We start from the raw sequence: 16,617 nt of genomic DNA, 5'->3' as shown, positions 1-16,617 counted from the left end.
GGTCAACCGCCGGTGTTCTTCTTCACGATCGCCTCGGCAATGTTCGCCGGGGCCTCGCCATACTTGGTGAACTCCATCGTATAGCTGGCCCGCCCTTGGGTCATCGAGCGCATCTGCGTCGAGTAACCGAACATCTCACCCAGCGGCACCTCGGCGCGGATCACCTTGCCGGCCGGTGTTTCCTCGCCTTCCTGGATCATCCCGCGGCGCCGGCTGAGGTCGCCAATAATGTCCCCCTGGTACTCTTCAGGCGTCACCACTTCGACCTTCATCACCGGCTCCAGCAGCACCGCGCCGCCCTTGCTGGACAGCTGCTTGGTGGCCATCGAGGCGGCAATCTTGAACGCCATCTCGTTGGAGTCGACATCGTGGTACGAGCCGTCGAACACCGCCGCCTTGAGGCCGATCAACGGATAGCCAGCGAGCACGCCATTGTGCATCTGCTCCTCGATGCCTTTCTGGATCGCCGGGATGTACTCCCGCGGGATCACCCCGCCGACCACTTCGTTGATGAACTGCAGGCCTTCTTTGCCCTCATCGCCAGGCGCAAAGCGAATCCAGCAATGGCCGTACTGACCACGCCCACCAGATTGGCGGACGAACTTGCCTTCGATCTCGCAGGTGTTGCGGATCTTCTCGCGGTACGCCACCTGCGGCTTGCCGATGTTGGCCTCGACGCCGAACTCGCGGCGCATGCGGTCGACAATGATGTCCAGGTGCAGCTCGCCCATGCCGGAGATGATCGTCTGCGCGGTCTCTTCGTCGGTCTTGACCCGGAATGACGGGTCTTCCTGGGCCAGCTTGCCCAGGGCAATGCCCATCTTCTCCTGGTCGGCCTTGGTCTTCGGCTCGACCGCCACCGAGATCACCGGGTCGGGGAAGTCCATGCGCTCGAGGATGATCGGTTTGTTCAGGTCGCACAGGGTGTCGCCGGTGGTCACGTCCTTCATGCCGATCAGCGCGGCGATGTCGCCGGCGCACACGTTCTTGATCTCGGCGCGCTGGTTGGCGTGCATCTGCACCATGCGCCCGACCCGTTCCTTCTTGCCCTTGACCGAATTGAGCACGGCGTCGCCGGAGCTGAGGATGCCCGAGTAGACCCGGGCGAAGGTCAGGGTGCCGACGAAGGGGTCGGTGGCGATCTTGAAGGCCAGCGCCGAGAACGGTTCGTTGTCGTCGGCGTGGCGTTCCAGGTGCTTCTCTTCGTTGTCCGGGTCGGTGCCCTTGATCGCCGGGATCTCGCTCGGCGCGGGCAGGTAGTCGATCACCGCGTCGAGCATCAGCGGCACGCCCTTGTTCTTGAACGACGAGCCGAGCACGGTCGGCACGATCTGGTTGGCAATGGTGCGTTGGCGCAGGCCGGCCTTGATCTGCTCGTTGCTCAATTCCTCGCCATTGAGGTACAGCTCCATGAATTCATCATTGGCCTCGGCGGCGGCTTCGATCATGTGCGCGCGCCATTCGTCGGCCAGCGCCTGCAGCTCCGCGGGGATCTCCTCTTCGCGGTAGCTGGCGCCGTGGTCGGCATCGTTCCAGTAGATGGCCTTCATCTTCACCAGGTCGATCTGGCCGATGAAGTTCTCTTCGCTGCCGATCGCCAGCTGGATCGGCACCGGATGGTGGCCCAGGCGCTGGTCGATCTGCTTGACCACGCGCAGGAAGTCGGCGCCCTGGCGGTCCATCTTGTTGATGTAGGCCAGGCGCGGCACATGGTATTTGTTGGCCTGGCGCCAGACCGTCTCGGATTGCGGCTCGACCCCGTCGGCGCCGCTGAACACCACCACCGCGCCATCGAGCACGCGCAGCGAGCGCTCCACCTCGATGGTGAAGTCGACGTGGCCGGGGGTATCGATGATGTTGAAGCGGAACTTGTCGCCGAACTGCTTGGTGGAACCCTGCCAGAACGCCGTGGTGGCGGCCGAGGTGATGGTGATGCCGCGCTCCTGCTCCTGGGCCATCCAGTCCATGGTCGCGGCGCCGTCGTGCACCTCGCCCATCTTGTGGTTGACCCCGGTGTAGAACAGGATGCGTTCGGTGGTGGTGGTCTTGCCGGCATCGACGTGGGCGACGATGCCGATATTGCGGTACAGCTCGATGGGCGTTGTGCGGGCCATGGTCAGTCACCTGTGGGTGAATGCGCGGGGAGGGGTACTCCCACGGTAGCAGACCGCTGACGGCCTGCTTGCCCGATGGCCGGTGAAGCGAGGAGCGGTGTCAGTCGGCTTGAGCGACCAAGTGCCAGCGCCCGTCGACTTCGCGCGCCAGGCCGCTGGCGGCCAGCAGCACCAGCAGGCGCGGGTGCTGCTCGGTGTCGGTGAAGCCCTTGACTGCGGCGATGTCGAGCTCGCCGATCAGTTGCAGCTCGGCCTTGGTGTACGACAGCCAGGCTTTCTTCAGGACCTGCAGCACGTCACTGCCAGCGGTGTTGGCAAAGCGCCGGTGGGTCTGCCGGCCGTCGAACTCGAAGGTGTGGCGGTGGCTGTAGCTGCTCTCATCGCCAGCGCCCTCGACGCAGCGGTGGCAGCGGCACGGGCCGTCGCCAAAGGCGTTGCGCAGGTAGCTGTTGAAGTCCACGACGGGCTTGAGGGTCAGGCGTTTGTCGACCTCGAACAGGTCGGCGATCAGGGGTTCTTCGGCGCTCACTCGGTGTCCTCGTGTGGTGTGGCGTGCTTCGGCGGGCACCCTAACAGATCGAGGCTTTGCAGGCCATGTGGTCTGTCTGGGAAATGCCCCGCGATAGGGGGCTAGAGACAACCGCTGAGCGCTGCCGTACCCTGTACGCCCCGGCGCCCGACGCGCCGCTCCTTACACGTAAAAGGCAGCCCGATTGAGCATGTATAAGTATACCGCCACCGTCACCATCAGCAGCGAAGACCGCGGGGGCGATACCGAGGCCTCGGAGAACGTCAATATCCGCGTCGGCCTCGAGGCGGTGACCGAGACCCTGAAGAAGGTGCATTTCGTCGGCGCCCTGGCGGCCCCGGAAAAACCCGCCACGCACATCTGCGTGACCCTGGAGAACGGCCTGACCTACTACGGCCCGATCGTCAACGGCCACGCCGAACTGGAAGGCGGCTGGATCGCCTTCGAGTCCGACATGCTCACCCCAGAAGAGCTGGGCCTGTAAGCCTCAGCCCAGTTCCACCAGGCACTGCTCGAGGATATCCAGGCCTTCTTCGAGCACCTCTGGCTCGATGGTCAGCGGCGCCAACAGGCGGATGATGTGCCGGGCCTTGCCGCTGGGCATCAGCAGCAGGCCCTTGGCGCGTGCCGATGCCAGCACCTTGGCCAGGTGCGCCGGTGCCGGGCTGCCGTCGGCATTGACCAGCTCGATCCCGCGCATCGCGCCGACCCCGGTCAGGCGCCCCAGCGCCGTGCTCAGGCCCGCTGCCTGCCAGCGCTGGTAACGGCCGACGATGGCCTGCTCGTGGCGTTCGCCCCAGGTCGCCAGGTTCTCGTCGGTCATCTGCGCCAGGCTGGCCAATGCCGCCGCGCAGGCGATCGGGTTGCCCGAATAGGTGCCGCCCAGGCCGCCCTTGGGCAGTGCCGCCATCAAGTCCTGACGCCCCACCAGCGCCCCCAGCGGCATGCCGCCGGCGATGCTCTTGGCCAGCAGCAGCAGGTCGGGCTCGATGCCCAGCCGCGGGAAGGCAAAACGCTGGCCGGTGCGGCCAAAGCCCGACTGGATCTCGTCGATGATGATCAGGATCCCGTGTTCGTCGCAGAACCGCCGCAAGGCTTGGGCAAAGGCCGGGTCGAGGGCCAGGAAGCCGCCTTCGCCCTGCACCGGTTCGAGAATGAACGCCGCCACGTCTTCCACGGCCAGCTCGACGCTGAACAGCCGCTCCAGGGCCTTGAGCCCTTCCTCACAGGTCACCCCGGTGTCGACGCTAGGGTAGGGCAGGTGGTACACCGGCCCAGGCAGGTCACCGACGCGCTGCTTGTACGGCGCCACTTTGCCGTTGAGGTTGAGGGTGGCCAGGGTACGCCCGTGGAAGGCGCCGTCAAAGGCGATGATGGCGCGCTTGCCAGTGGCGCCACGGGCCACTTTCAGGGCGTTTTCCGCCGCTTCCGCACCGCTGTTGGTGAGCATACCGGCCAGCGGGTAGCTCAGCGGCACGAAGCGTTGCAGCTGGTCCATCAGCTCCAGGTACGGGCCATGCGGCGCGGCGTTGAAAGCGTAGTGGGTGAGGCGGCTGGCCTGGGCCTGGATCGCCTCGACCACGGCCGGGTTGCAGTGGCCCAGGTTGAGCACGCCGATGCCGCCGACAAAGTCGATGTAGCGTTTGCCGTCGGTGTCCCAGACTTGCGCATTGCGCCCATGGGAAAGTGTGATCGGGTGAACTACGGCAATGGACTGGCTGATACTTTCCTGATTCATGAGCACGCGGACCTTGTTCGATTTTGCCTATATCCAAGCGCGTCGCGGGATTAGTCCGCAAACGAATTATCCGATTGCGATCATTCCATAGATTCTGGAAGTCACCGCCAGCCCACTCAATTGCCCTCTGCCACGCGCTCGCGAATCCACTGCACGAACGCCCGGATCTTCGGCACCTCTGCCGCATGTTCGGCATGCGCGATGAAGTGCCGGCCATTGCTCGCCACCGGATGGTCCCAGGCCACCACCAGCTTGCCCTCGGTCAGCTCCTCGGCCACCAGGTAACGCGGGATCAGGGCGATCCCGCAGCCGGCGATGGCCGCGCGGATACACAGGTAGAACGTGTCGAAGCGCGGCCCGTGGTAGCTGTTCTCGCTGTGCAGGCCCAACCCCAGAAACCACTCGTGCCAGGCCTCCGGGCGTGACGCGCACTGCAACAGCCGGTGCTCGGTCAGTGCCTCGGCGCTGTCGAAGGGGTAACGCGCCAGCAGCTCTGGCGCGCACACCGGCACCACCTCTTCGCTGAACAGCTCGATGCACGTCGCCCCTGGCCAGGTGCCCTGGCCGAAGAAAAAGGCAATGTCGGCCTTGGCCTGGACCAGGTCGAACGGCTCCAGTTCGTTGCGAATATCCAGGTGAATACGCGGGTAACGGTCGCCAAAGCCCTTCAGGCGCGGCACCAGCCAGCGCGCGCCGAAGGTCGGCTGGGTGGCGATGCGCAGCACCTCGGTCTCGTCGCCGTAACTCAGGATGTAGCGGCTGGAGATGTCGATCTGGGTGAGGATCTTGTTCACCTCGGTGAGGTACAGGGCGCCCGCCGGGGTCAGGTGCAGGCGCCGGCGAATGCGCTGGAACAGCGGGTGCGAGAGCATGTCCTCGAGTTGCGCCACCTGCTTGCTGACCGCGCTCTGGGTCAGGTGCAGCTCCTGCGCCGCACGGGTGAAGCTGAGGTGCCGGGCGGCCGCTTCGAAGCACTGCAGGGCGGTGGTGGAAGGCATCAGGCGTTTGGACATGATCAGTCTATTACCCAGCGAAAAAGGATGAAGTTCATTCCGAAGAGGAATCATGTACGTCGAAAAGGTCGTTTGTTGGCCACGCCCTATAGATTAATACTGACCTGGATCAATGATTACAACCGGTGATGGAAACAGGAGAAAAAGTCCCTTCAGCGTCGTCCTCACAACAACAACAAACGAGCACTACCGACTTTCAAGAATTCTGCTCCAAGTTCAGCCGTCCCCTGCGGCGGCCGACCCACTCGAGGGTTTTCCATGGCTTCGCAACACAACAAGAAACAGCGTTCCCTGCAACACGGCCTGACCTCCCGCCAGGTGTCCATGATCTCCATTGCCGGCATCATCGGTGCCGGCCTGTTCATCGGTTCTTCCAACGCCATCGCCACGGCGGGCCCGGCGATTCTCATCTCCTACGCGATGACCGGCCTGCTGGTCCTGCTGGTGATGCGCATGCTCGGCGAAATGGCCATCGCCAACCCCAACAGCGGCTCCTTCTCCACCTATGCCAGCGAGGCCATCGGCCCGTGGGCGGGCTTCACCATCGGCTGGCTGTACTGGTGGTTCTGGGTGCTGATCATTCCGGTCGAAGCGATCGCTGGCGCCGACATCCTGCACGCCTACTTCCCCGACGTACCGTCCTGGCTGTTCGCCTTCCTGATCATGGTCGTGCTGTCGTGCACCAACCTGATCAGCGTGAAGAACTTCGGTGAGTTCGAGTACTGGTTCGCCTTGATCAAGGTGATCGCCATCGTCGCTTTCATCGGCATCTGCAGCATGGCCGTGTTCGGCTTCTGGCCGCTGGCCGAGACCTCCGGCGTCAGCCACCTGTGGAGCAACGGCGGGTTCATGCCCAACGGCTTCGGCACGGTGCTGGGCGGCGTGTTGATCACCATCTTCTCGTTCTTCGGTGCCGAGATCGTCACCATTGCCGCCGACGAAACCGCCAACCCGAAAGACAAGATCCGCCGCGCGACCAACCTGGTGGTGTACCGCATCGGTATCTTCTACCTGGCGTCGATCTTCCTGGTGGTGTCGCTGGTGGCCTGGAACGACCCGGCCCTGAAAGCCGTCGGGTCCTTCCAGCGGGTGCTCGAAGTGCTCAACGTGCCGGGCGCCAAACTGGTGGTCGACCTGGTGGTACTGGTCGCAGTGACCAGCTGCATGAACTCGGGCCTCTATACCGCTTCGCGGATGCTCTACTCGCTCGGCTCGCGAGGCGAAGCGCCGCGCATGATCAAGCGCGTGTCCGGCAACGGCGTGCCAACCGTGGCGGTGCTGCTGTCGACCCTGGCGGGCTTCGCCGGTTGCCTGGTCAACTATGTGTTCCCCGGCAAGGTGTTTGGCTTCCTGCTGTCGACCACCGGCGCCATCGCCTTGCTGGTGTACCTGGTGATCGCCGTGTCGCAGCTGCGCATGCGTGCCCGGGCCGACCGCAACGGCACCGTGCTGGAGCTGAAGATGTGGCTGTTCCCTTGGCTGACCTGGCTGGTGATCGGCACCATCGTGATGGTGCTGGGCTACATGCTGTTGAGCGACGCCTATCGCTACGAGACGCTGATGACCGCCGGGGTGACGCTGTTCATCCTGCTGGTTTCGCTGACCCGTCGGCGTAACGCACAGGGCCCTGCCAGCGCCGTGGTGGCGAACGGCAAAGGCGCCTAGCAACGGTTAGCCGCACGTATCGAGCCCGTGACCTGGTCACGGGCTTTTTCATTGGCGCGGCACAGGCCTGGCGTTACCCTAGGGGCTCTTCCAATACCCACAATTCCAGGAAGCCCATGAACGAAAAAGTCTCTTCACTGCAGTCTCTGGCCGCCCCCGACGGCACCTGTTATGGCTGCGGCTGCGCCCATCCCACGGGCCTGCACATCGACAGTTTCTGGAGTGCCGACGGCAGCGAAGTGATCTGTCGGCACTCCCCGGACAGCGGCTTCATCGGTTGGCCAGGGCTGGTCTACGGCGGCCTTTTGGCAATGCTCGTCGACTGCCATTCGAACTGGACCGCGATGGCCTGGCACTATCGCGCCGAAGGTCGCGAGCCTGAGAGTCTGCCGCGTATCCACTGCGTGACCGGCCAGCTCAGCCTCAGCTACCTGAAACCGACGCCGATGGGCGTGGAGCTGCTGCTCAAGGCGCGCGTAGAAGGTGAGGTGGGTCGCAAGACCCGGGTCATCTGCGAAGTCTGGGCCGGCGATGTGCTGACCGTCACGGCCGATTCGCTGTTTGTCCGGGTCGACACCGAAAAGCTCAAGCACCAGGCGCACGGCCTGGCCTGAGACAACCTGACCCGGGGCGGTCCTTCACCGCTCCTGGGCCTTCGGCGCCGGGGTCCGCGCTGAAAATCCCTACAAGGTGCGACGTCCCAGCCCTATAGGGCCTACGCGATCTGCGCAATAGCCTAGCTGCCTTCCCACCCTAGGCTGCTTGCGATGTTCACCGTCATTACCTTTGCCATTCTCCACCGAGGCCGTTTCGCTGCTCGGTCGGCTGTCGCCTGAACATCCCGGCTCATTTTCCCAGAAGCAGACACAGCCCGGTCGCGATGATCCCTGCGTGCCCGGTCGTTCGCCAACGCGTTAAAGGAGATGTTCCATGCGCGCCAGATTCAACCCCAAGGTCCTTCCTGTCGCCGGCTTGCTGGTGGTTCTCAGCGGTTGCGCCAACGTGATCATGCCAAACGAGCAGATCGAGCTGACGCGCAACGCCGTCAACCGCGCCGTTTCAGCCGATGCCACCCACTATGCGCCCGTGGAAATGCGCGCCGCCCAAGACAAGCTCAGCGCGATGGACCGGGCGCTGGGGCACCTGGACGTGAACACCGTCCGCACCCTTGCCGAACAGTCCGAGGCCGATGCGCGTCTGGCTGAGCGCAAGGCCCTGGCCAGCAAGACCCAGGAACAACTCGAGGATGCGCAAAAGGGCATCGAAGTCCTTAAACAAGAGCTGCTCGATGCCCCTTCCGAAACCTCCGTCCTTTAAGGAACAGAACATGTTGAAACGCTACCGCTTGCCTACCGTGTCGGTTTTCAGCCTGCTGCTGGCCGGTTGCGGCACGACCCCTGAAAACGCTCAACTGATGGAGGCCCGAGAGGCCTACTCGATGCTGCAGGGCAAGCCTGCGGCCAGCCGAATCGCCGCGCTGGAAACCCAGGAGGCCTACGCTGCGCTGGGCAAGGCCGAGCAGGCCTCGCTGAAGGACCGCAAGGGGGGCGAGGTCGAGCAGTTGGCCTACCTGGCCCAGCGCAAGATCGAGACGGCGGAGCAGACCATCAACCTGCGCCAGGCCCAGGCCGGCCTGCAGCGTATCGAGGCGCAGCGCAACCTGGCCCGCCTGGAAGTGCGCACTGCCCAGCTCAAGGCGCTGCAGGCACTCAAGGCCAAGCCGATTGATCGCGGCATGCTCATCACCTTCGGCGATGTGCTGTTCGACACCGGCCGCTCCGAGCTGCGCCAGGGCAGCCAGCGCGACATCCTGCAACTGGCCCAGTACCTGCTGGATAACCCGGAGCGCAAGGTCCTGGTCGAAGGGTTCACCGACGCCACGGGTAGCGATGGGCTCAACCAGATGCTCTCGGAGCGCCGCGCCGCTGCGGTGGGCAATGCGCTGCGCCGTCAGGGCATCGCGGCCGAACGGGTCGTCACGGCCGGTTATGGCAAGCAGTATCCGGTGGCGACCAACGCCGATGGCCAGTCCCGTCAGCTCAACCGCCGCGTCGAAGTGATCATCTCGCGTGACGCCAACTCGGTCGCCCCGCGTTACTGACGGCGCTCCCAGGCACCCCCTGTAGCGGTGCGTGACTGCAGGGGGTGGCTCTAACGGGAGATGGTCAACGGTCGGTGTTGGCCCTAGAGTGTGGGCTCTTTCGTCCACAGGCTACCGACCATGACCGACCTGAGCGCATTCCCCATCACCCGCAAATGGCCCGCGCAGCACCCCGAGCGCCTGCAGCTGTACTCCCTGCCGACGCCCAATGGGGTGAAGGTGTCGATCATGCTCGAAGAAATCGGCCTGCCGTATGAGGCGCACAAGGTCAGTTTCGAGACCGAAGACCAGTTGAGCCCCGAGTTCATCTCGTTGAGCGCCAACAACAAGATCCCCGCCATCCTCGACCCGAACGGGCCAAACGGGCAGCCGCTGGCGCTGTTCGAGTCCGGTGCGATCCTGCAGTACCTGGCGGAAAAGACCGGGCAGTTGCTCAGCGCCGACCCGGCCAGCCGCTATCAGACCCTGCAGTGGCTGATGTTCCAGATGGGCGGCATCGGGCCGATGTTCGGCCAGGTGGGCTTCTTCCACTTCTTCGCCGGCAAAGAGTACGAAGACAAACGCCCACGCGATCGCTACGTCAACGAGTCGCGGCGCCTGCTCGGCGTGCTCGATCGGCACCTGGAAGGCCGTGAGTGGATGGGCGACGACTACAGCATCGCCGATATCGCCATCTTCCCCTGGGTGCGCAACCTGGTGGACCGCTACAATGCCCGTGAACTGGTCAGGTTCGAAGAGTTCGAGCAGGTCCAGCGGGTGCTGGCGGCGTTCCTCGAGCGGCCAGCGGTGCAGCGGGGGTTGAAGATCCCCGGCTGATGAGCCTAGGAGCACACGATGACTCGCAGCGGCAGGCGCGCGCAGGAGGCCGGGCAGTGCACCGGTGTGCCATGCCCCTTGAACTGATCCCCGCCACGGACGCGCGCCGCACCTTCGCCCGCGACCTGACGCGCCGCGCGATGCTGCCTTATTACCGTGAATTCGATTTGTTGTGGATCGAAGAAGCCTTCGACGAGGCGTGGGGCTGGCGCGAGCAGTGGCTGGTCGTCGAGGGCGGGGCGGTACTGGGCTTCTGCAGCCTCAGCCAGGACCGCCAGGCACTGTTCATCCGCGAGCTGCACCTGCTGCCCGAGCACCGTGGGCGCGGCGTGGGCAGCTGGGTGCTGGAAACCCTGGCCGCGTGGACCGTGCAGCGCAAACTGCCATTGCTGCGCCTGATGGTCTTCAACAGCAATCCCGCCCGCCAGCTGTACCTGCGCCAGGGTTTCGAGGAGATGGGCGAGGACGAGTGCTTCGTGCGCATGCAGCGCGCGGTCAGCTGACCGCCGGCGGCTTGCGTGCACTGGATCCAATTGGCATAGTCGCAGACGGATTCACCGCTATTCACATGGGTGCGGGATGCACCGTTTCGGCGATACGCATAAGGAAGCGCAACACATGAAAGGATTCGGGCCGCGGCTCAGGGAAGAAAGAGAACGGCTGGGCCTGACCCAGCGGGTTTTTGGCGATATCGGCGGGGTCGAGCCCAATGCCCAGGGCAAATACGAAAGCGGCGAACGCACGCCGCGGGTCGATTACCTGGCGGCGGTGGCGGCCAAGGGCGTGGATGCCCTGTACGTGCTCAGCGGCCAGCGCACCCCGGCACCGCTGGACAGCCTGAGCAGTGACGAGAACCGTCTGCTCGGCGCCTTTCGGCGTTTACCAGGCAGCGACCAGGCGGCGCTCTGGCACCTGGTCGGCCGCCTGCTGGGCGACGCCACGGGCCAAGACGCTAACCGGCTGCGTCACCACGACCGTCAGGCCTATATCCAGGACGCTTTACGCTAGGTTACGCATGACATTTTTTGTTAAGGTGTCGGGATCCAATCGCCCCATTGCCGAGGTGTCTGCTTGATTAGGGTCCTAGTGGTCGACGACCACGATCTGGTGCGTACCGGTATCACCCGCATGCTGGCGGATATCGACGGCCTGCAAGTGGTGGGCGAGGCGGACTCCGGCGAAACGGCCCTCAAGCTCGCCCGCGAGCTGAAACCGGATGTGGTCCTGATGGACGTCAAGATGCCTGGCATCGGCGGCCTCGAAGCCACCCGCAAGCTGCTGCGCAGCCATCCCGACACCAAGGTGGTGGCGGTCACGGTGTGCGAGGAAGACCCGTTCCCCACCCGTTTGTTGCAGGCCGGCGCCGCCGGTTACCTGACCAAGGGCGCGGCCCTGGATGAAATGGTCCAGGCCATTCGCCTGGCCTTTGCCGGCCAGCGCTACATCAGCCCGCAGATCGCCCAGCAGCTGGCGCTGAAGTCGTTCCAGCCGCAAGGTTCGCCGTTCGACGCGCTGTCGGAGCGCGAAATCCAGATCGCCCTGATGATCGTCGGCTGCCAGAAAGTGCAGATCATCTCCGACAAGTTGTGCCTGTCGCCCAAGACCGTCAATACTTACCGGTATCGGATCTTTGAAAAACTCTCGGTTACCAGCGACGTCGAACTGACCTTGCTGGCCGTTCGCCACGGTATGGTTGACGCAAGTCTATAAAGCCGCTCATGTCCCAAGTCTTTGATGCCAGCGCGTTCCTGGCGACCTGCAGTGGTCGCCCGGGCGTTTACCGTATGTTCGACGCCGAGGCGCGGCTGCTCTATGTGGGCAAGGCCAAGAACCTCAAGAAGCGTCTGGCCAGCTATTTCCGCAAAACCGGGCTGGCGCCCAAGACCGCCGCCCTGGTCGGGCGCATCGCCCAGGTCGAAACCACCATTACCGCCAACGAGACCGAGGCGCTGCTGCTCGAGCAGAACCTGATCAAGGAATGGCGGCCGCCCTACAACATCCTGCTGCGCGACGATAAGTCCTACCCGTATGTGTTCCTGTCTGACGGCCCCTTCCCACGACTGGGCATTCACCGTGGGGCGAAGAAAGCCAAGGGCCGCTATTTCGGGCCCTATCCCAGCGCCGGAGCCATTCGCGAGAGCCTGAGCCTGCTGCAAAAGGGCTTTTCGGTGCGCCAGTGCGAAGACAGCTACTACGCCAACCGCACCCGGCCGTGCCTGCAGTACCAGATCAAGCGCTGCAAGGCCCCGTGTGTCGGCCTGGTCACCCCCGAGGAATACGCCGAAGACGTGCGCCACTCGGTGATGTTCCTCGAGGGCCGCAGCCAGCAACTGGGCAACGAGCTGAACGCCGAGATGGAAAAGGCGGCAATGACCCTCAACTTCGAGAAGGCCGCCGAACTGCGCGACCAGATCGCCCTGTTGCGCCGCGTCCAGGACCAGCAGTACATGGAAGGCGGCTCTGGTGACGTCGACGTCGTCGCCTCCTTCATCAACCCAGGCGGCGCCTGCGTGCACCTGATCAGCGTGCGCGGCGGCCGCGTGCTGGGCAGCAAGAACTTCTTCCCGCAGGTCGGCATCGAAGAAGACGTCAGCGAAGTGATGTCGGCCTTCCTCTCCCAGTACTACCTGGGCAACGCCGAGCGCGAGCTGCCTGGCGAACTGATCGTCAACGTCGTCCACGAAGACTTCGAGGCCATCTGCGCCGCCGCCGAGGCCCTGCGCGGCCGCGAACTGACCATCACCCAGCGCGTGCGCGGCACCCGTGCCCGCTGGCAGCAACTGGCGGTCACCAACGCCGAACAGGCCCTCAACGCTCGACTGGCCAACCGCCAGCACATGGCCTCGCGCTTCGAAGCCCTGGCCCAGGTACTGGGCCTCGACGAAGTGCCGCAGCGCCTCGAGTGCTATGACATCAGCCATTCCAGCGGCGAAGCCACCGTCGCCAGCTGCGTGGTGTTCGGCCCCGAAGGGCCGCTCAAGTCCGACTACCGCCGCTTCAACATCGAAGGCGTCACCGCGGGCGACGACTACGCCGCCATGCACCAGGCGCTGATGCGCCGCTACGGGCGGATCAAGGACGGCGAGGGCAAGCTGCCCGACGTACTCCTGGTCGACGGCGGCAAGGGCCAGCTGAACATGGCCCGCGACGTCATGCAGGAGCTCGGCATGACCGACCTGACCCTGCTCGGCGTGGCCAAGGGGGTCACCCGCAAGGCCGGTTTCGAGACCCTGTACCTGAATGACGTGGCCCATGAGTTCACCCTCAAGGGCGACTCCCCGGCGCTGCACCTGATCCAGCAGATCCGCGACGAAGCCCACCGTTTTGCCATTACCGGCCACCGCGCCCGGCGCGGCAAGGCCCGTCGTACCTCGAGCCTGGAGGACGTCGCCGGGGTAGGGCCCAAGCGCCGGCGCGACCTGCTGAAACACTTCGGCGGCCTGCAAGAGCTCAACCGCGCCAGTATCGACGAGATCGCCAAGGCACCCGGGATCAGTAAAAAGCTTGCCGAGTCGATTTATGCCAGCCTGCATAGCGAGTAGAATGCCTGGCTCAACTCGCAGCCAGTCGTACCGATGAATATTCCAAATCTGCTCACCGTTCTACGCGTCCTGCTCATCCCGATCTTCATCATGCTGTTCTATGTGCCCTATCACTGGAGCTACATGGCCGCCAGCACGGTGTTCGCGATCGCCGCCGCCACTGACTGGCTGGACGGCTACCTGGCCCGCAAGCTGGAGCAGAGCACCCCGTTCGGCGCCTTCCTCGACCCGGTCGCCGACAAGCTGATGGTCGCGGTCGCGCTGGTACTGCTGGTGCAGGTGCATGCCAACTTCTGGCTGACCCTGCCGGCGGCGGTGATCATCGGCCGCGAGATCGTCGTCTCGGCGCTGCGCGAGTGGATGGCCGAGCTGGGGGCGAGGGCGCATGTGGCCGTGTCCGACCTGGGCAAGTGGAAGACCGCCGCGCAGATGTTGGCGCTGGTGATCCTGCTGGCCAACCCGCCGGTGTTCGGCTTCTGGGTAGTCACCGGTTACACCCTGCTGCTGGTGGCCGCGGCGCTGACCCTGATCTCGATGGTGCACTACCTGATCGCCGCCTGGCCGCACTTGCGCGAAGGCTCCGAGCAGAAATAAAAGTTTTTTTGAATCAAGGGGTTGACGTCGTTTGGTAGATCGTTAGAATAGCCACCATCACGACGCGGGAATAGCTCAGTTGGTAGAGCACGACCTTGCCAAGGTCGGGGTCGCGAGTTCGAGTCTCGTTTCCCGCTCCAAAATAAAGATTTACAGAGTTCTACTGAAGTCTGTAAGTCGTTGAAAAAAGGCCCTTCGGGGCCTTTTTTCGTTTCAGCGAAAAACACCGAAGCCCCCACCTCCAGCGCTCTGGAGGTGGGGGCTTTTGTTTGGGCGCGTTTTGTCCCTGGGTCCTGGTCTACAGCACGAATTGAAGGCGTCTGCGCAGATATTGGGAGTCGTCCAGAGGTTGCGCATGGCCGTTCTCAGAACAGGAGACGCGCATAGGAACCGGATAATCGCCTGGCCTCCAGTGCGCACTGACGTCGGACTGTTTGCAGCGTTACTGACAAGTACAAGAACAAAGACCTGCAAAAATAACAAAAATGGGTGGCTATTCATGGCAATGGAAAACAACGCTGAAACCCTGGCGCTCGGCGTAACCGACCCTTCCAAAACAGAAGAGGCGAGGCAAGATCGCCATCTCGAAGGCAAGATCGACTGGATCGTGTTCGGCATTACCAGTATCAGCGCAATCGCATTCATCATCTGGGGGTTCGCCAGCCAGGCGACCCTCGCCGCTAGCGCTTCAGCGGCTCAATCCTGGGTCATCATCAACTTCGGCTGGTTCTTCGTTCTGACATCGACGCTGTTTGTGGTCTTCGTCCTCTGGCTGGCGGCGAGCCGGTACGGGAGGATCCCACTGGGGCGAGACGGTGAGGTACCCGAGTTTCGTACGGTCTCCTGGGTCGCCATGATGTTCAGTGCCGGCATGGGTATCGGCCTGATGTTCTTTGGCGTCGCTGAGCCGCTGTCTCACTACATGACACCCCCTCCGGGGTCGGCTGCTCCTCAGTCCAGCGAGGCGATGCAAGTGGCCATGGCCACCACACTCTTTCACTGGACGCTGCATCCGTGGGCGATGTACGCGATTGTCGGTCTGGCGATTGCCTATGGTACGTTTCGGCGCGGCCGCTCTCAGCTGGTCTCGACTGCATTCCGCCCCCTGATAGGCAAGCATGCCAACGGGCCGCTGGGGCGAGTGATCGACATGATGGCCATTTTTGCCACGTTGTTCGGCTCTGCCGCTTCACTCGGGCTCGGCGCGCTGCAGATCGCCGGCGGCCTGGAGTACAACGGATGGATCGACAATCCTGGCAAGGTCTTCTACCTCGCCATCGTGACTGTCCTGACCATCGCCTTCGTTGCCTCTGCGGTGTCCGGGATTGGTAAAGGAATTCAGTGGCTGTCCAACGTCAACATGATCCTGGCCCTTGCGCTGGCAGTGTTCGTGTTTCTGGTCGGCCCTACGTTGTTGATGTTGAACCTGCTGCCCACCTCTATCGGTGTCTACATCAAGCTGCTGCCCGAAATGATGGCGCGTACCAGTGCCAGTGGCGGGCCTCAGATGGACAGCTGGTTGGCCAGCTGGACGGTGTTCTACTGGGCGTGGTGGATTTCCTGGACCCCGTTCGTCGGTATGTTCATCGCACGCATCAGTCGCGGGCGGACCATCCGCCAATTCGTCAGCGGCGTGCTGCTGGTGCCAAGCCTCGTCAGCCTGATCTGGTTCACCTTGTTCGGTGGCGCAAGTATCGATGCGGTGCGCGACGGCAGCCTGCTGTTGGTGGACGGCGTGGTGAACAGTAACAACGCGCTTTACCAGCTCCTGAACGGATACCCGCTGGCTAGCCTGACGTCGGTATTGGTCATGGTGCTGGTGGCGATCTTCTTCGTCTCCGGGGCTGACGCGGCATCACTGGTAATGGGCACGCTATCGGAGCGCGGGACGACCGAGCCGTCGCGGGCCACGGTGATTTTCTGGGGCGGCCTGACCGGTACCGTTGCCGCGATCATGCTGGCGATTGGCGACCCCGCGAATCCCGGCGCTGCCCTTACCGGGCTACAGAATCTGACTATCGTCGTGTCACTGCCGTTTGTGGTCGTGATGGTATTCCTGTGCCTGGCGCTGTACCGCGATCTGCGCAAGGATCCCATGATGTTGCGTCACCTGCGGGGCAGCGAACTGATCGAAAAGGCAGTGCTCTACGGGGCGGTGAAGCATGGCGAGGAGTTTTACATCGTCGTCCAGGAAACCAAATCCTCACCCAAGCACGCGAGGGAAAAAGAGCACGTCTCGGGGTCATGAGTGCTCACTGCGTTGGCGGGGAATGCGCTGCGCATCCAGGGATGATGTAGCCTTCATCACAGCTTGCCCATGCGCTTCATGGGGATCGATCGCTCGACGATCAGCTCGGTACCGGCAGACAGGATCGCGGTATCGATCTCGCCGGGTGCGATCGCGTTCACCCGCACGCCGTGCGCCCGAATCAGGGCCAACGCCCCTTGTTCTGATCATCGGAGCGCTTGAGTAGGGTGTAGGCAGCAGCCCCTCGACAGGGTCTG

The 16,617-nt window shown here is 63.6% G+C and carries 16 protein-coding genes, 1 tRNA gene and 1 pseudogene; 13 read left to right on the top strand and 5 right to left on the bottom strand.

Features of this window, described 5'->3' with window-relative positions:
* Nucleotides 1–2: 2 nt before the first annotated feature.
* Nucleotides 3–2,114, bottom strand: a complete 2,112-nt coding sequence (gene fusA / locus CCOS865_RS16105) for an elongation factor G (RefSeq protein WP_119142566.1) — start codon at nt 2,112–2,114, stop codon at nt 3–5.
* Between the two features lie 100 nt (nt 2,115–2,214).
* Nucleotides 2,215–2,643 (bottom strand): hypothetical protein, encoded by a 429-nt coding sequence (locus CCOS865_RS16100; RefSeq protein WP_119142564.1) that lies wholly within the window; start codon nt 2,641–2,643, stop codon nt 2,215–2,217.
* Nucleotides 2,644–2,833: 190 nt separating this feature from the next.
* On the opposite strand from CCOS865_RS16100, the gene CCOS865_RS16095 reads away from it, so the two are divergent.
* The gene (locus CCOS865_RS16095; RefSeq protein WP_119142562.1) at nt 2,834–3,127 is read left to right on the top strand and encodes a hypothetical protein; all 294 of its coding nucleotides are present in this window, start codon (nt 2,834–2,836) and stop codon (nt 3,125–3,127) included.
* 3 nt (nt 3,128–3,130) lie between these two features.
* On the opposite strand, the gene CCOS865_RS16090 is transcribed toward CCOS865_RS16095, so the two are convergent.
* Nucleotides 3,131–4,381, bottom strand: coding sequence for a 2-aminoadipate transaminase (locus CCOS865_RS16090; RefSeq protein WP_119142561.1), 1,251 nt, complete (start codon nt 4,379–4,381; stop codon nt 3,131–3,133).
* A gap of 116 nt (nt 4,382–4,497) precedes the next feature.
* A complete protein-coding gene (gcvA, locus tag CCOS865_RS16085; protein WP_119142559.1) occupies nt 4,498–5,394 on the bottom strand; it encodes a transcriptional regulator GcvA in 897 nt (298 codons plus the stop codon).
* A gap of 258 nt (nt 5,395–5,652) precedes the next feature.
* Between gcvA and CCOS865_RS16080 the strand changes: the two genes are divergently transcribed.
* The 12 genes from CCOS865_RS16080 to CCOS865_RS16025 all read left to right on the top strand — a co-directional run bounded on the left by CCOS865_RS16080 (nt 5,653) and on the right by CCOS865_RS16025 (nt 16,360).
* The gene (locus CCOS865_RS16080) at nt 5,653–7,059 is read left to right on the top strand and encodes an amino acid permease (RefSeq protein WP_119142557.1); all 1,407 of its coding nucleotides are present in this window, start codon (nt 5,653–5,655) and stop codon (nt 7,057–7,059) included.
* Nucleotides 7,060–7,175: 116 nt separating this feature from the next.
* A complete protein-coding gene (locus CCOS865_RS16075; RefSeq protein WP_119142555.1) occupies nt 7,176–7,673 on the top strand; it encodes a PaaI family thioesterase in 498 nt (165 codons plus the stop codon).
* 316 nt (nt 7,674–7,989) lie between these two features.
* Nucleotides 7,990–8,376: a DUF4398 domain-containing protein gene (locus CCOS865_RS16070; protein ID WP_119142553.1), complete on the top strand. Its 387-nt coding sequence runs from the start codon at nt 7,990–7,992 to the stop codon at nt 8,374–8,376.
* Between the two features lie 10 nt (nt 8,377–8,386).
* Nucleotides 8,387–9,160, top strand: a complete 774-nt coding sequence (locus CCOS865_RS16065) for an OmpA family protein (RefSeq protein ID WP_119142551.1) — start codon at nt 8,387–8,389, stop codon at nt 9,158–9,160.
* A gap of 120 nt (nt 9,161–9,280) precedes the next feature.
* Entirely contained in the window at nt 9,281–9,976 is a 696-nt protein-coding gene (locus CCOS865_RS16060; protein ID WP_119142549.1) for a glutathione S-transferase N-terminal domain-containing protein, read from the top strand.
* 71 nt (nt 9,977–10,047) lie between these two features.
* The gene (locus CCOS865_RS16055) at nt 10,048–10,479 is read left to right on the top strand and encodes a GNAT family N-acetyltransferase (protein ID WP_119142547.1); all 432 of its coding nucleotides are present in this window, start codon (nt 10,048–10,050) and stop codon (nt 10,477–10,479) included.
* Between the two features lie 115 nt (nt 10,480–10,594).
* Complete coding sequence (locus CCOS865_RS16050) at nt 10,595–10,984, top strand: helix-turn-helix domain-containing protein (RefSeq protein WP_119142545.1); 390 nt, start codon at nt 10,595–10,597, stop codon at nt 10,982–10,984.
* Nucleotides 10,985–11,047: 63 nt separating this feature from the next.
* Nucleotides 11,048–11,686 carry a response regulator transcription factor GacA gene (gene gacA, locus CCOS865_RS16045; protein WP_119142543.1) on the top strand — a complete coding sequence of 213 codons (639 nt, stop codon included), beginning with the start codon at nt 11,048–11,050 and terminating at the stop codon, nt 11,684–11,686.
* Between the two features lie 8 nt (nt 11,687–11,694).
* A complete protein-coding gene (uvrC, locus tag CCOS865_RS16040) occupies nt 11,695–13,518 on the top strand; it encodes an excinuclease ABC subunit UvrC (RefSeq protein ID WP_119142541.1) in 1,824 nt (607 codons plus the stop codon).
* 33 nt (nt 13,519–13,551) lie between these two features.
* A complete protein-coding gene (gene pgsA / locus CCOS865_RS16035; protein ID WP_119142539.1) occupies nt 13,552–14,112 on the top strand; it encodes a CDP-diacylglycerol--glycerol-3-phosphate 3-phosphatidyltransferase in 561 nt (186 codons plus the stop codon).
* Nucleotides 14,113–14,176: 64 nt separating this feature from the next.
* A tRNA-Gly gene (locus tag CCOS865_RS16030) sits at nt 14,177–14,252 on the top strand.
* Nucleotides 14,253–14,611: 359 nt separating this feature from the next.
* Complete coding sequence (locus CCOS865_RS16025) at nt 14,612–16,360, top strand: BCCT family transporter (RefSeq protein ID WP_119142537.1); 1,749 nt, start codon at nt 14,612–14,614, stop codon at nt 16,358–16,360.
* 56 nt (nt 16,361–16,416) lie between these two features.
* Here CCOS865_RS16025 and CCOS865_RS16020 read toward each other — a convergent pair.
* Nucleotides 16,417–16,533: pseudogene (locus tag CCOS865_RS16020) on the bottom strand (oxidoreductase); the annotation flags it as partial.
* Nucleotides 16,534–16,617 lie beyond the last annotated feature (84 nt).

Source organism: Pseudomonas reidholzensis, assembly GCF_900536025.1.
Taxonomy (GTDB): Bacteria; Pseudomonadota; Gammaproteobacteria; order Pseudomonadales; family Pseudomonadaceae; genus Aquipseudomonas; species Aquipseudomonas reidholzensis.
The sequence above is the reverse complement of the archived record's forward strand: the minus strand, read 5'-3'. Positions and strand labels throughout refer to the sequence as shown.

Excerpts from the sequence above, each read along its gene's own strand:
- pgsA (WP_119142539.1), top strand. The coding sequence starts at position 13,552 with ATGAATATTCCAAATCTGCTCACCGTTCTACGCGTCCTGCTCATCCCG.
- CCOS865_RS16070 (WP_119142553.1), top strand. The coding sequence starts at position 7,990 with ATGCGCGCCAGATTCAACCCCAAGGTCCTTCCTGTCGCCGGCTTGCTG.
- CCOS865_RS16050 (WP_119142545.1), top strand. The coding sequence starts at position 10,595 with ATGAAAGGATTCGGGCCGCGGCTCAGGGAAGAAAGAGAACGGCTGGGC.
- CCOS865_RS16090 (WP_119142561.1), bottom strand. The coding sequence starts at position 4,381 with ATGAATCAGGAAAGTATCAGCCAGTCCATTGCCGTAGTTCACCCGATC.
- CCOS865_RS16025 (WP_119142537.1), top strand. The coding sequence starts at position 14,612 with ATGGCAATGGAAAACAACGCTGAAACCCTGGCGCTCGGCGTAACCGAC.
- fusA (WP_119142566.1), bottom strand. The coding sequence starts at position 2,114 with ATGGCCCGCACAACGCCCATCGAGCTGTACCGCAATATCGGCATCGTC.
- CCOS865_RS16065 (WP_119142551.1), top strand. The coding sequence starts at position 8,387 with ATGTTGAAACGCTACCGCTTGCCTACCGTGTCGGTTTTCAGCCTGCTG.
- CCOS865_RS16095 (WP_119142562.1), top strand. The coding sequence starts at position 2,834 with ATGTATAAGTATACCGCCACCGTCACCATCAGCAGCGAAGACCGCGGG.
- gcvA (WP_119142559.1), bottom strand. The coding sequence starts at position 5,394 with ATGTCCAAACGCCTGATGCCTTCCACCACCGCCCTGCAGTGCTTCGAA.
- CCOS865_RS16080 (WP_119142557.1), top strand. The coding sequence starts at position 5,653 with ATGGCTTCGCAACACAACAAGAAACAGCGTTCCCTGCAACACGGCCTG.
- CCOS865_RS16075 (WP_119142555.1), top strand. The coding sequence starts at position 7,176 with ATGAACGAAAAAGTCTCTTCACTGCAGTCTCTGGCCGCCCCCGACGGC.
- CCOS865_RS16055 (WP_119142547.1), top strand. The coding sequence starts at position 10,048 with ATGCCCCTTGAACTGATCCCCGCCACGGACGCGCGCCGCACCTTCGCC.
- uvrC (WP_119142541.1), top strand. The coding sequence starts at position 11,695 with ATGTCCCAAGTCTTTGATGCCAGCGCGTTCCTGGCGACCTGCAGTGGT.
- CCOS865_RS16060 (WP_119142549.1), top strand. The coding sequence starts at position 9,281 with ATGACCGACCTGAGCGCATTCCCCATCACCCGCAAATGGCCCGCGCAG.